Source organism: Mycolicibacterium sp. TUM20985 (genome assembly GCF_030295745.1).
In the GTDB taxonomy this organism is placed as follows: domain Bacteria; phylum Actinomycetota; class Actinomycetes; order Mycobacteriales; family Mycobacteriaceae; genus Mycobacterium.
This window is the reverse complement of the sequence record NZ_AP027291.1, coordinates 4,113,367-4,125,994: the sequence shown is the minus strand read 5'-3', so window position 1 is coordinate 4,125,994 and position 12,628 is coordinate 4,113,367. Positions and strand designations below refer to the sequence as shown.

General features: G+C 65.8%; 14 protein-coding genes. 5 read left to right on the top strand and 9 right to left on the bottom strand.

The window, feature by feature from the left end:
- The first annotated feature begins 231 nt into the window (after nt 1-231).
- Entirely contained in the window at nt 232-1,089 is an 858-nt protein-coding gene (locus QUE68_RS20260) for a mycofactocin-coupled SDR family oxidoreductase (protein WP_284236168.1), read from the top strand.
- Between the two features lie 727 nt (nt 1,090-1,816).
- Here the strand turns inward: QUE68_RS20260 and QUE68_RS20255 are convergent.
- Nucleotides 1,817-2,116: a thiamine-binding protein gene (locus QUE68_RS20255; protein WP_284235461.1), complete on the bottom strand. Its 300-nt coding sequence runs from the start codon at nt 2,114-2,116 to the stop codon at nt 1,817-1,819.
- Nucleotides 2,117-2,411: 295 nt separating this feature from the next.
- Between QUE68_RS20255 and QUE68_RS20250 the strand changes: the two genes are divergently transcribed.
- Nucleotides 2,412-2,756 carry a histone-like nucleoid-structuring protein Lsr2 gene (locus QUE68_RS20250; protein ID WP_284227991.1) on the top strand — a complete coding sequence of 115 codons (345 nt, stop codon included), beginning with the start codon at nt 2,412-2,414 and terminating at the stop codon, nt 2,754-2,756.
- 300 nt (nt 2,757-3,056) lie between these two features.
- Here the strand turns inward: QUE68_RS20250 and QUE68_RS29530 are convergent, their stop codons facing one another.
- From QUE68_RS29530 to QUE68_RS20235, 3 genes are read right to left on the bottom strand one after another with little or no spacing between them, the layout of a single operon-like run.
- Nucleotides 3,057-3,728 carry a hypothetical protein gene (locus tag QUE68_RS29530; RefSeq protein WP_349816909.1) on the bottom strand — a complete coding sequence of 224 codons (672 nt, stop codon included), beginning with the start codon at nt 3,726-3,728 and terminating at the stop codon, nt 3,057-3,059.
- On the bottom strand, nt 3,725-4,288 hold the full coding sequence (locus QUE68_RS20240) for a hypothetical protein (RefSeq protein WP_284235462.1): 564 nt from the start codon (nt 4,286-4,288) through the stop codon (nt 3,725-3,727). The genes QUE68_RS29530 and QUE68_RS20240 overlap by 4 nt, the downstream gene beginning before the upstream one ends.
- Before the next feature lie 55 nt (nt 4,289-4,343).
- Entirely contained in the window at nt 4,344-5,252 is a 909-nt protein-coding gene (locus QUE68_RS20235) for a hypothetical protein (protein WP_284235463.1), read from the bottom strand.
- 121 nt (nt 5,253-5,373) lie between these two features.
- On the opposite strand from QUE68_RS20235, the gene QUE68_RS20230 reads away from it, so the two are divergent.
- A complete protein-coding gene (locus QUE68_RS20230) occupies nt 5,374-6,183 on the top strand; it encodes an adenylate/guanylate cyclase domain-containing protein (RefSeq protein WP_284235464.1) in 810 nt (269 codons plus the stop codon).
- Here QUE68_RS20230 and QUE68_RS20225 read toward each other — a convergent pair.
- Together QUE68_RS20225 and QUE68_RS20220 are read right to left on the bottom strand one after the other, a co-directional pair.
- The gene (locus QUE68_RS20225) at nt 6,150-7,694 is read right to left on the bottom strand and encodes an AMP-binding protein (RefSeq protein ID WP_284235465.1); all 1,545 of its coding nucleotides are present in this window, start codon (nt 7,692-7,694) and stop codon (nt 6,150-6,152) included. The genes QUE68_RS20230 and QUE68_RS20225 overlap by 34 nt on opposite strands.
- 39 nt (nt 7,695-7,733) lie before the next feature.
- Nucleotides 7,734-8,000: a WhiB family transcriptional regulator gene (locus QUE68_RS20220; protein WP_284236170.1), complete on the bottom strand. Its 267-nt coding sequence runs from the start codon at nt 7,998-8,000 to the stop codon at nt 7,734-7,736.
- Nucleotides 8,001-8,187: 187 nt separating this feature from the next.
- Here QUE68_RS20220 and QUE68_RS20215 point away from each other — a divergent pair, with 187 nt between their 5' ends.
- Nucleotides 8,188-8,832: a TetR/AcrR family transcriptional regulator gene (locus QUE68_RS20215; protein WP_284235466.1), complete on the top strand. Its 645-nt coding sequence runs from the start codon at nt 8,188-8,190 to the stop codon at nt 8,830-8,832.
- 6 nt (nt 8,833-8,838) lie between these two features.
- On the opposite strand, the gene QUE68_RS20210 is transcribed toward QUE68_RS20215, so the two are convergent.
- The gene (locus QUE68_RS20210) at nt 8,839-9,678 is read right to left on the bottom strand and encodes an AraC family transcriptional regulator (protein WP_284235467.1); all 840 of its coding nucleotides are present in this window, start codon (nt 9,676-9,678) and stop codon (nt 8,839-8,841) included.
- A gap of 25 nt (nt 9,679-9,703) precedes the next feature.
- Here QUE68_RS20210 and QUE68_RS20205 point away from each other — a divergent pair, with 25 nt between their 5' ends.
- On the top strand, nt 9,704-10,966 hold the full coding sequence (locus QUE68_RS20205; protein WP_284235468.1) for an amidohydrolase family protein: 1,263 nt from the start codon (nt 9,704-9,706) through the stop codon (nt 10,964-10,966).
- Nucleotides 10,967-10,992: 26 nt separating this feature from the next.
- Here the strand turns inward: QUE68_RS20205 and QUE68_RS20200 are convergent, their stop codons facing one another.
- Both QUE68_RS20200 and QUE68_RS20195 read right to left on the bottom strand, forming a co-directional pair.
- Nucleotides 10,993-11,412 (bottom strand): Zn-ribbon domain-containing OB-fold protein, encoded by a 420-nt coding sequence (locus tag QUE68_RS20200; protein WP_284235469.1) that lies wholly within the window; start codon nt 11,410-11,412, stop codon nt 10,993-10,995.
- Between the two features lie 3 nt (nt 11,413-11,415).
- Nucleotides 11,416-12,621: a thiolase family protein gene (locus QUE68_RS20195; protein WP_284235470.1), complete on the bottom strand. Its 1,206-nt coding sequence runs from the start codon at nt 12,619-12,621 to the stop codon at nt 11,416-11,418.
- Nucleotides 12,622-12,628: the final 7 nt, after the last annotated feature.

Here is a 12,628-nt window from a genome sequence, read left to right as displayed (position 1 = left end):
GCCGTCCACTAGAGGAGCGGCACGGTGTCTGTCAGGGGCTGAAGTCACGGGAGGAATTGGAATCCACACGGCGAGAGGATATTTCGCCCCGATCACCGCGGCGGGCGGTTCCCGTTCGAACACCCAGGATGGCGTCGCAGGCGGCACCGAGAGTCGTGTAACCTCCCCTTTAGTTAGATCAGCTAGCGGTCGCCACGCGACCGTACGACGAAGGAGTGTGTGGTGGAGTCGATCGCCAAGGGTGACGAAGTACCTCAACGACCGGCCCCGGAAGGGCCGGTCGCGCGACGCTTCGAAGGACGGGTCGCCTTCGTCACCGGCGCGGCCCGCGGGCAGGGCCGCGCCGAGGCGGTGCGGTTGGCGGCGGAGGGCGCTGACATCATCGCGGTGGACATCTGCCGCCAGCTTCCGACGACGCAGTACCTGGGTGCCACCCCTGCCGATCTCGACGAGACCGTGGCGTTGGTCGAGAAACTGGGTCGCCGAATCGTCGCCCGACAGGTCGACACACGGGACTTCGATGCGTTGTCTTCTGCTCTGCAGGAGGGTGTTTCGGAGCTCGGCGGGCTCGACGTGGTGATCGCGAATGCCGGTATCACCACGGCTGCCCGGACGTGGGAGATCGACGCCGAACACTGGCAGGAGAGCATCGACGTCAACCTGACCGGAGCATTCCACACGATCAAGGCTGCCGTGCCCCTCATGCTGGAACAGGGCACCGGTGGTTCGATCGTCTTCATCGGCTCGGTGGCCGGCGTGCGCGGACTGCCGATGCTGGCCAGCTACGTCGCCGCCAAGCACGGCGTCGTCGGACTGGCCAAGACACTCGCCAACGAGCTTGCGGCGTATCGCATTCGCGTGAATACCGTCATCCCGCACGGTGTCTCGACCGATTTGCAGGTGCCCGAACTGTTTCCACAGGTCGAGCAACACGCGCCCGAGCTCGGTGTCCTCTACATGGGTGCGCTGCCCGATCAGACCACGACCGTCGACGACATCGCTGCGGCCGTCGCGTGGCTCGCGTCCGACGAAGCGCGGCACGTCACCGGAATCCAGCTGCCCGTCGACCTGGGTCGCACGAACCGGTGATGGGCAGTGAGAATCACACCCGAGCCGACCGGAACGTCTCTACACTCTGATCATGCAGCGGCCGGTACTGATCGGGCAGTTCCTGAGTGCGATCGTTGCGCGCCTCAACGCGGGTAGAGACGTATCGCCCTCAGGTGTCGGCGGTGTCGGCGAATGGTTCGTGACGCTCGCCTCGCTCCTTGCCGTACTTGCGGTCGGTGGCCTGGCGGCACGTGTGGCGAGTCGCCTGACGAAGCGGTCCGCACCGGAGCTGATCGTTCTCCTCGATCAGTCGGCGAAGTTCTACAGCCGGTGGCCCGAAGACCGACTTGCAAGCGCACCGCCGGCCGAGGTGATGATCGAGGCAGCCAGGTGTCGACGCATCATCGACCTGCTGGAGTCACGAAGCGGGCCAGCCATAGTGGTCGAACCCGCGACGACTGGACCCGTGGATGGCCTCCGCGCTTGGGTTGCTCTGCTACACAGGCGAATTGCAGAACAGCGTGCCGTGCCATCGGGGTCTGCCTACGCGTAGGTGCAGTCCACGTTCATCCGCCGGTAGGCCCGCGCCCTGGAACTGGCTGGGAATGCCTTCGACCCCCACCGGCTCAACCCGTTAGTTGAGATAACGTTTTCTGTAGCCGATGACGGCCAAAAGTCAGCGAAGGAGCGCACATGGACCTCGGTCCTTGGGGCGATCTCACGATTCTCGCGGCCGTGTGCGGCCTGACCTTCGGCGCCTCCGCCCCTAGTATTCGAGCGCTTCTTCCACGCGCTGCACCTTGGCGCTGAGTTGACCGGTGTACCCCGGCCGGATGTCGGCCTTGAGGACCAACCCCACGCGCGGTGAGACCGCGGCGACGGCCTCCACCGCTTGCTTCACCACGGCCATCACCTCGTCCCACTCACCCTCGACGTTGGTGAACATCGCGTTCGTCTCGTTGGGCAGTCCAGACGCGCGGACGATGCGGATGGCCTCGGCCACGGCCTCGTGGACGCCGCCGGTCTCGTCACCGGTGGAGGGAGTCAGGCTGAACGCAACGATCATGCGTCGAGCCTGACACATCGGCTTCGGAGGGCTGGCGGCCAGGCGACCACGCCGACGGGAGAAAAGAAGCATTACGTATCGGTGAGCACCTCGCCCTCATTCCTCGGGCACCCGACGTTGACGATGATCGCGGGGCAGTAGCGAAAAGAATGCGCCGGGAGGATCTGCCATCGGGGAGCGCAGGTTTCTCGATAAAACTCCCGCCGGTTACCGCAGCGCGATAGTCGCTGTCAGAGGCGGGTCAATACCTTTGGTACGGTGTAGACAATAATTGGTTTCGCAAAGGGAGCTCGACGTGGCTGAACGCATTCTTCGTCAACTGATCGATGATATCGACGGTTCCGACATATCCGATGGTGCTGGTGAGCGGGTCGAGTTCTCGCTGCGGGGATCGTCTTACCAAATCGACCTTTCCCCGGCCAATGTCGCGAAGCTCGAAAAGGCGATCAAGCCATACGTGGACGCGGCGATGAAGGTCAAAGCGGCACGCGCCACTCGAACCAAGGTGAGTAGCAACGGAAAGGCGTCGAAGGAGCAACTGACCGCCGTTCGCGAATGGGCACGCGCCAACGGTCACGACGTTTCCGACCGCGGACGTATCAAGGCCGAGGTTTTCGAAGCGTTCGAAGCCGCGCACTAAAACGCGGTCCGCCGCTTCCGCACATTCCGGTACGGCTGAGGGGAAGCTTCTCGCGGCGATCGGCAAAGACTCGCCTTAATCCTGGTTACCTCGTTTACCGATCCAAGGCCTGGGGCGACGGCGAATCGAAATGAAGAAGATTCACCTACGAGAAATCGGCTCAGACGATCAACCATGGGAAGTCGACCGGGACCAGAGTCTCACGCGGAGACGCCGTCTCCGATGATTCAGTAATCAAACGAAGGCCACGGTCGCCGACTCGTCTCCAGTCGACGACCGTGGCCTCGGTCTAGGTAAGGGTCAGACCGCGAGCAGCCGATCGAAGAATTCTCGGTAGCGCTTCAGCGCCAATCGAAGATCTTCGGTGGATACGTCCTCACCGCGCGCCCACTGCTGCTCCAGCCTGGAGCGGGCCTCCGTGAAGCCGTCGGTGAGCTGCTGCACGACGTCGGACACCAGCCCGTCGGCGGTCTGCACGCACTGGCGGGGGTCATCGACGAAACCCGCCTGGACGTCATCCCACCGCGAGCGCAGGCCCGTGAGGTCAGCGGAGGCGAACAGGGATTCCTCCGATGATCCGCCCGCCGCGGAATGCGCGTTCCCGGCGTGGTCGGCAGGGGTGTGCTCAATCTCGGAACGCTGCGCGGACATCGTGGACGGGTCCACGACACGGTCGTGCTCGTCTGGAGCCGAGGCGTACGCGTCGCTCCCGGGGGTGGGCGCACGGCCGGCGTCCGGTTGTACGGCTTGCGTTGGCGCCGCAAGGGGATCGGCCGACGCGTCAGGTCGCTGCGGGTCTCCCGTGTACTGGTCGCGTTGCGGGTCCGTCGGGTACGCGTCAGGTCGTTGGGGGTCTGTCGTGTACTGGTCGCGCTGCGGGTCCGTCGGGTACTGGTCGCTTCCCTCGGTCACGTACTGCTCGCGTTGCTCGGTCGAGCCATTGTCCTGGGGGTACTGCGGTTGCGTGGTCATGCGTGTGCCTCCTGCGACTTGTCGGTGTCCTCGTGGGTTTCCAGCAGCTTGTCGAACAGCGCCCGGTAGTGGACGAACGCCTGGCGCTGTGCCTCCGTGTCCGTGGCACCTGCCAGATAGATGCCATGCGCGGCTCGATAGTTCTCGACCACCGTCGGGTGGTCGACGGAGAGGTCCGCGGCGCGCCGGTCGAAGTCGTCGACCGGATAGCCGCGCTCCGACATCACCCGTGTGACGAGCCGATCCGCCTCTCCGACAGCACTTGTCGGATCATCGACGAATGCCGTTTGGACGGTTCGCCACGACTTGACGTAGTGGCCGAGCGACTCTGCGGTCAGCGGCACGATGTCGAGCTCTTCGCGCCGCTGCTCCCGCGCGGCGAGTTCCTTCTCCGCAGCGATCGGGTCGCCCGATTCGGCGACCGTACGCTCGTACTCGGGCCCAAATCTTTGCTTGAGCCCCTCACTTCGTCGTCGCTTGCCTCGCGAACCAGCGACGACCACGGCTACCGCAGCGAGTACGACGATCGCTGCAATGAGAATCCATCCCCAGGTGGGCATTGTCAGAACCTCCTTGTCCTTGGTTCGGAGTACCCAGCCCCTTTCTACGAAAACGTCAATTCGGTGAATTACGGGCGCGCGCGCCGGTGCCGTCGGGCGCGTTCTCCGCAGCGCCGAACAGCGCCACCGCTACCGCTCCGGACACCGCGCCGACGAACCCGACTGCCACCAGCCATCCCAGCCCGGCGGCCGCGGTGTCACCGAGCAGTACGACGCCGGCGATACCCGGCACGACGGTCTCTCCGACGACGAGGGCTGCGGAGGCCCCGGTGACGGACCCGATCTGCAAGGCCACGGTGAACAAGTAGAAGCCGCCGACGCCGGCGATCACCACCGCCCACGCGGCCGGATCCGACACGAGGACGACGGGACGTAGTGGGTCGACTCCGTCCACGATGCGCACAGCAATCGCCATGGCGCCGAACAGGATTCCCGCCACCAGTCCGGCAGCGACGGCGGCGCGCCCACCCAGGACGCGAATCAAGCCGATCCCGGCGAGCAGGGCGATGACCGAGAACACCAGCACGCCCCAGTGCACGGTCGGTGGCGAGCTGTCCGTACCGATGTGGCCGGCCGTGAACCCCAGCACGCAGAGGGACACGACGACCACGGTGATGGCCACCCAATCGCGCACACCCAGACGCACTCCGAGGACGATGACTCCGAGCACGGCCGTCACGACGAGGTTGGCACTCATGATCGTCTGCGACAGGAAGAGCGGTATCAACCGAGCCGACACGACGCTGCCCAGGAAACCGAGCGCGTCCAGGGCCATGCCGGCGAGGAAGGCCGGGGTCAACGCGGCGCGGATGGTGGCTCCCAACGAGGGTGCACCGGTCGCGGTGACGGACCCGTCACGGGCGTGGTCCGCGGCCGCTGCGCTTCGCGCGCCATAGGCCTGCAGAACCGACGCCGTGCCGTAGCCGAAACACGCGACGAGCGCTGCTGCCAGACCGATCAGCACGGGCTTGTCTCATCCACGATTGCAGTCATCGGTGCCAGTATCACCGCTGGTGCTCGTCGACCGGGAAGCCGCGCCGTCTGGCGGTAGCTGGCCAACCGACGGCTGCCGCTACCATCGCGCGGTGACGCAACTCGTTCTGTCGATCCTGCTGGGCGTCTCGGTCGTAGTCGTCATCACGCTGGCCGTCCTGCTCGTCGTCACGTCCAGGAAGCTCGCGAACGCACGCCAGGGCCTACGACGAGCGCGCCGCGATCAGCCGCGCACGCGTCGCAGGCGTCGTGGGCTGGCGCCATTTGCGATCAGGAAGACCTGGCGGACGGCGGAGATGTTGCGCACCAGGGGTATCGGTGCCACCGTGAGGAACTCGATCGAGGACCTGGCGGGCTGGGCCAACGTAGAGCGCCCCGACCTGGCGCGGATGGCTGCCGACGGAAACGTCGTGGTGGTGTTCTCCGACATCGAGGGGTCCACGGAACTCAACGGGGCACTCGGGGATCGTGAGTGGGTGAAGCTGCTTCAACGTCACGAGCAGTTGGTCCGAACGTGCGTCGGGGCATACGACGGGCACGTCGTGAAGAATCAGGGCGATGGTTTCATGCTCGCCTTCGCCAAACCCGAGGGTGCCCTGCGCTGCTGTGTCGACGTGCAGCATGAACTCGTCGAGAATGCGGATCGCTGGCAGAACATCAAGGTGCGCATGGGAATTCACATGGGTTCTTCGGTACGTCGCGGCGATGACCTGTTCGGTTTGAACGTCGCGATGGCGGCTCGGATCGCCGGGCATGCCGATGGTGGCGAGATCCTGGTCAGTGACGTCGTACGCGACGCGATCGCACATGCCGAGGGCCTCGCCGTCACGGATGCGGAAGTCGTCGAGTTCAAGGGCTTCAGCGGGACTTACGAGGTGTTCCCCGTCGCGCTCGGCACGTGAGCGCGAACGTACTGCCGCACGGCCTCCTTGGCGATCTTGCCGTTGCTGGTCGCGGGTAGCGCATCGACGAACAGAACGTGGCGTGGTCGTTTGAAACCGGCTATGCGAGAGCGGACATGGTTCTCCAGCGCGTCCACAGAGGGGACGAAGCCGGGTGTCGCGACGACGACGGCGCAGATCGCCTCGCCCCAGTACTCGTCGGGAACGCCGACCACGGCGACCTGGTCCACCGCCGGATGGCTCGACAGCACGTCCTCGACCTCACGGGAGGACACGTTCTCACCGCCGGTGATGATGACGTCCTTCAGCCTGTCGACCACGACGAGCCGGCCTGCGTCGTCGATGCGCCCGACGTCACCGGTGTGCAGCCAGCCGTCGACGGTGGTCGGGCGATGGCCGGGCCAGTACGCGGTGGCGACCTGCGCGCCGCGGATCAGGATCTCGCCCACCTCCTGGCCACTGCGGGCTTCGGCGTCTGCGACGATGCGGATCTCGACCTCGTCGTGGGGTCGGCCGGCGCTGCCGAGGATCGACGTGTCCCCACTCGCCCCGGCGCGATGCTCCGTCGGCCCGAGAAAGCTGACGTTGCCGCCGGTTTCGGTCATTCCGTAGCCCTGATGGAAGTCGGCGCCGAGCCGCGTGAGTGCACGTCGGAGGAGATCAGCGGGAATGGCGGCCGAGCCGTAGGCGATGTCGCGCAACGACGGCAGTTCGGTCTCCGTCTCCTCGAGGTGGGCGAGCAACGCGTGCAGCATCGTCGGTGCCAGGGAGCATGACGTCACGCGGTGCTCGTTCACCGCCGCGGCGAACGCGTCGGGCCGGAACGTGGCGACGAGCAGCACGGCCGAGCGCGCCGAGTGGTGGACCAGCATGTTGTACCCGGCGACGTGACACATCGGAAAGGGCAGCAGGTACACGCCGCCCGTGCGCACCGACCGACCGGCTACGGTGCCGCGGACCGCGGTGGTGATCGAGCGATGGGTGTGCAGAACGCCCTTTGGTGTCCCGGTCGAGCCGCTGGTGAACAGCAGCCAGGCGGGCTCGTCGGGGTCGACCGATCCCACGAAGTGCCCCGAATCCTGTTCGGCCACATGCCATTGCGGATCGCCGAAAGTCACCACGTGTTCGAGCGACGGGACGTGCTGCCTGGCGTCGGGCAGTGCCGCGAGGTAGCGCTGGTCACCCAGCAGCACCGTGGGCTCCGCCGACGCCAATTGAGCGAGCTGCTCACCGGGGCTCAAGCGCTGGTTGATCAGCACGAGGATGCGCGCGGAGCGGGGGACGCCGTAGTACAGCCGGGCGTAGGACGCGCCGTTGTCGGCGATGACGGCCACACGGTCCCCGCGCCGCGTTCGCTGGTCCACCCAGGCTGCGACGGAATCGATTTGCTCGTCGAACTCACGGAACGTGACGCGAGCCCCATCGGTGGTGAGGAGGGCGGCGCTGTCCGGCGCCACGGACGCCGCCGAGGACACCAGCTCGTGGATCAGGTCGATGCGGGCGGATGTCATGGCGCCGCCAGGATAGCCAAGCCGTCGTGACGGCGGGGATCACCTCCGGACGGGGGACCCGTTGCGTTCGGCCATGTTGCGCAGTTGTTTGAGGGCGAAGCGTCGACCGCGTCCCACCTCGGGTATCAGGACGCCGGCCCACACTCCCTCGGCGCCTGGCGTCGCGCAGGCCTCCCGGGCGCACGACCACCGCTGCGGACAGGCTCGGCACAACGCCTTCGCGCCCTCATCGGGCGTCGTGGTCCACCGGTCGGGATCCTCCGTGCAGGCAAATCCCGTGGGTGCGTCGATGGCCAGCGATCCCATCGTGGCGCCGTGCTGACGCCGCTGATACGCGGTGCTGGGTTGTCTCTCGTCGTACATGGGGATGGCCCTCCGTCCTCTTCCCGCTTCTTCCCGTACCTACAGCGGTTCCAATACAGCTGTATTGTCATTGAAGGGTACAGGCGTATTGCTAATCTCGGCCAGTGCAGTACTTCGGCGGACGTCTGGCATGACGTTGGCATCGGAACCCCCGCGAGTTCGCGCGAATGCGCTGTCGACCGCCGACCGGATCCGTCAAGCCGCGTTGACCAGCTTCGCCGCGCACGGCACGGCGGCGACGACGATGCGTGGTGTCGCTTTGGCGGCCGGGGTGTCCCTGGGGTTGGTGCAGCACCACTTCGCGAACAAGGCGGGCCTCGTCAAGGTCGTCGACGACTACGTCCTCGCGCTGGTGGTCACGGAGCTTGGGCAGCCGATGCCGGATTTGCCCGCGGACTCAGTCGCCGAGGTCGGAGACAGGGTGACCCGCATCTTCACCGAGCATCCCGATGTCGCGGGCTACGTCGGCCGCGCAATGGTGGACGGGAGCGCGTTGGGTGCGAAACTCTTCGACGCCCTGATGGAGGTCGGTTTGAAGCGGTGGAACTTTCGCGCCGAGCGCGGGGAGATCCGGCCCGACGCGGATCTGACGTGGGCGGCCATCAATGGGCTGGTGCTCGGTCTCGGTGCCGTCAGCCTGCGTGCGCATGTCGACCGCCACTTGCCGCAACCCTTGACGACGCCGACCGAGCTTCATCGCTGGCGGGCCGCGACGGATCAGCTGCTCCGTGGGGGATTGTTTCGAAACGACGACGGAGCCGTCGACGGCGATTGAGAGCCGTCACACCCGGACGCCGACGACCCTCTTGCGGTAGGCGCTGGGTGTCTCGCCGCAGAACTGCGTGAAGCACCGTGTGAACGAGCTCAGGTTCTCGAAGCCGACCGCCGACGACGTCGCCTGCACGGACTGGCCCGGTGCCGCGAGTAGCGCCATCGCGCGCATCATCCTGGCGTGCAAAACGTATGTGCGCCAAGACAATCCGAGGGAGTCTTGAAAGAGTCGCCGGAGAGTGCGCTCGGACACCGACACGGCGCGGCTGACGTCGTCGGCCGTCGCCGAATCCAGATGCTCCTTCGTGTAGGCGAGTGCGGCGGCGACGATCGGATGGGCTGAGGTCGGAAGACTCAGGGGCGCTTCGTGATCCAGCGCCTCGGCTACCAGATTGGCCAGTGTGCGGAAGAACCCGTCGGACATGTCGTCGCCCCTGACGCGGTCGATCGGCCAGCGCAGCGCGTAGATCATCATCTCGCGGATGAGCGGTGACACCGCGATGATGCGGGCTCGACCCGCGTCGTCGGTGATCAGAGCGGGATCGAACATCACCGCGACGGTCTTGACGTCGGGGTTCATCACGGCCTGGTGCTCGAGACCTAGGGGAATCCACGCTGCCTGTTGGGGTGGGAGCAGATAGTGCGCCGAATCGGTCTCCACTTCGACGACGCCGTGCATCGCATACTCGATCTGGTGCACCTCGTGCGAGTGCCAGCCGGTGATGAGCCCGTCACCCTCGTACAGATAGCTCCCGGCCAATGCGCGGCCGCCCCGGCGCAACTCGATGACGGGCCTGCCGATGTTGGCCGCTACGGCTAAACCCTTGTCCGAAAGCGCAGAGACGGTCACGGAATCCCAGGGTACTAGTTGAATCATGAAGATCGACGACTTGATTCTGGTGAGCATCGACGACCACGTCGTGGAACCACCGGACATGTTCCTCAACCACGTGCCCGCCAAGTACAGGTCGGAGGCACCGATCGTCGTCACCGACGACAAGGGTGTCGACCAGTGGATGTATCAGGGCAGGCCACAGGGCGTCAGCGGCCTGAATGCGGTGGTGTCGTGGCCCCCAGAGGAATGGGGCCGCGACCCCGCCGGCTTCGCCGAGATGCGCCCAGGCGTGTACGACGTGCACGAGCGGGTGCGCGACATGAACCGCAACGGAATCCTCGCGTCGATGTGCTTTCCGACGTTCACCGGCTTCTCGGCGCGACACCTCAACCAGCACCGCGAAGACGTCACCCTGGTGATGGTGTCGGCCTACAACGACTGGCACATCGACGAGTGGGCCGGCTCCTATCCGGATCGCTTCATCCCGATCGCCGTGTTGCCGACATGGAACCCGGACGCGATGTGCGCCGAGATCCGGCGGGTGGCGGCCAAGGGCTGCCGCGCGGTGACGATGCCGGAGCTCCCGCATCTGGAGGGCTTGCCGAGCTACCACGATGACGACTACTGGGGGCCGGTATTCAGGACGCTCTCGGAGGAGAACGTCGTGATGTGCCTGCACATCGGCACCGGTTTCGGAGCGATCAGCATGGCGCCGAATGCGCCGATCGACAACCTCATCATCCTGGCCACCCAGGTGTCGGCGATGTGCGCCCAGGACCTGCTGTGGGGCCCGGCAATGCGGAATTACCCAGATTTGAAGTTTGCGTTCTCTGAAGGCGGAATCGGTTGGATCCCCTTCTATTTGGACCGCAGCGACCGGCACTACACCAACCAGAAGTGGCTGCGTCGCGACTTCGGCTCTCAACTGCCCAGCGACGTCTTCCGTGAGCACTCGCTGGCGTGCTACGTGACCGACAAGACCTCGCTGAGGCTTCGCCACGAGATCGGCATCGACATCATCGCCTGGGAGTGCGACTACCCCCATTCGGACTGCTTCTGGCCCGACGCTCCCGAGCAGGTGCTCGCCGAACTCGAGGGTGCTGGCGCCGATGACGCGGACATCGACAAGATCACGTGGCAGAACTCGTGCAGGTTCTTCGGGTGGGACCCGTTCGCCCGGACGCCGAAGGACCAGGCGACCGTTGCAGCGCTGCGCGCCAAGGGGGCCGACGTCGACGTCTCGATCCGCCCCCGCAAGGAATGGGCGCGGCTCTACGCGCAGAAGCATCTCGCCAAGGCCTGACGCGCTCAGGTCAGGCTCGCGGGCCGTTACGGACTGTTGGACGGTTCGTAGCGCAGCATGGTGATTCCCGCGTCGGGATAGTCGGTGAACACGGGTCGCACCCGCATGCCCACTCGGATGACGCCGGGTTCGGCGTTGACGATCTCGGTGGAGAACCGCGGTCCCTCGTCCCATTGCACCACCGCGAGGATCTGCGGCACGTCGTCGGCGAAGTGGGGCGATACCGCACGATGGCTGACCGTGAACGTGTACAGCGAACCCCCACCGCCGATCTCGCGCCATTCCAGGTCGTCGGCCAGTGTGCCGGGGGCGAGGATGCGTGGGTAGAACACGTACTGATTCGTAGACGGCGAGTACTGGATGCGAATCTTGTGCTCACTCAACGCATCCCAGAACGGCTGCGTAGTCGGCGTCGGGATCGGAATCGGCCTGGACATGGCGCTCATGGTCTAGTCGCCCTCCAGGACGAGTGTGGTCTGCTCGGAGAGGATGCCGCCGTTCCCGGAGACGAAGGCCCGGTGGCAGTCGGTCACCTGCGCCTCGCCGGCGCGGCCCATGATCTGCCGGGTGGCATCACAGACGTGGTGCATGCCGCCCGCGGTCCCGGCCTGTCCGTAGCCGAGCTGCCCGCCCGCGGTGTTCATCGGGAAGTCGCCGCGGAACGTCAGGTCGTGGTCCGTGACGAACTGCAGGCCCTTGCCCTTCTCGCAGAAGCCCGCATCCTCCAGGCTGAGTAACGCGGTGATCGTGTAGCAGTCGTAGATCGAGACCATGTCCATGTCCGACGGGCCCAAATGCGCCATGCCGAAGGCAGATTCGGCAGCCTTTATCATCGGCGTCTGCAACAGCTCCTCGGCGTAGGTCGGCGTCTTATAGGGCACCCGCTCGCCGAATCCCTTGACCCAGACGGGTCGGTTGCGACTTCGCCGAGCCAGGTCGGCGTTGGTGACCAACACGGCCGCCCCACCCATGACCGGCATCACGATCTCCAGCATGTGCAACGGCGATGCGATGATCGGGCTGGCCAGAACGTCGTCGACGGTCAACGGCTTGTCCGAGAAGATGGCTCCCGGGGTGTGATTGGCGTTCACCCGCTGATCGACGCTGATCTTGGCCATCGCCCTCGCGTCGTAACCGTAGGTCGCCGCGTAGAGCGTGGCGACCTGGCCATACGGTCCGTTCTGGCCGAGGTTGCCATACGGAATCTCGAACTCGGCCTGCGGTGAGCCGTAACGGTTGCTCGAGGCGCCGAAGTACAGCATGTCGCCGAAGTCGACGGGTTTGGCCTCCGAGACGGGTGTCAGCGGGGTCGCGGGCACCACGCACAGCACGGCATTGCAGATACCGAGCTCGATCGCCGCGGCGGCGCGCCATACCATCGCGGCCGAGCTTGCCCCGCCGAGATCGACGAGCTCGGCGAAATTGGCTCGGATGCCCAGGTATTCGATGATCGTCGACGGGACGAAGATCTGTGACTCCTGCAGATGTCCGGTGCAGATGCCGTCGACGTCGGCGGCGTCGAGGCCGGCATCGGCGAGCGTCGACGCGGCCAGCCGGGCCCACTGCTCCAGGTTGAACTCCAGCGGTCCGGTCGGACGCTTCGTCGAGGGCAACTCGGTGTATCCGACGATCGCCGCCTCACCCCGTAGACCCATGGCCGTC

Coding starts and splice junctions, on each gene's coding strand:
- QUE68_RS20255 (WP_284235461.1), bottom strand. CDS start 2,116: ATGATCGTTGCGTTCAGCCTGACTCCCTCCACCGGTGACGAGACCGGC.
- QUE68_RS29530 (WP_349816909.1), bottom strand. CDS start 3,728: ATGACCACGCAACCGCAGTACCCCCAGGACAATGGCTCGACCGAGCAA.
- QUE68_RS20240 (WP_284235462.1), bottom strand. CDS start 4,288: ATGCCCACCTGGGGATGGATTCTCATTGCAGCGATCGTCGTACTCGCT.
- QUE68_RS20225 (WP_284235465.1), bottom strand. CDS start 7,694: ATGACATCCGCCCGCATCGACCTGATCCACGAGCTGGTGTCCTCGGCG.
- QUE68_RS20220 (WP_284236170.1), bottom strand. CDS start 8,000: ATGGGATCGCTGGCCATCGACGCACCCACGGGATTTGCCTGCACGGAG.
- QUE68_RS20215 (WP_284235466.1), top strand. CDS start 8,188: ATGACGTTGGCATCGGAACCCCCGCGAGTTCGCGCGAATGCGCTGTCG.
- QUE68_RS20205 (WP_284235468.1), top strand. CDS start 9,704: ATGAAGATCGACGACTTGATTCTGGTGAGCATCGACGACCACGTCGTG.
- QUE68_RS20200 (WP_284235469.1), bottom strand. CDS start 11,412: ATGAGCGCCATGTCCAGGCCGATTCCGATCCCGACGCCGACTACGCAG.
- QUE68_RS20195 (WP_284235470.1), bottom strand. CDS start 12,621: ATGGGTCTACGGGGTGAGGCGGCGATCGTCGGATACACCGAGTTGCCC.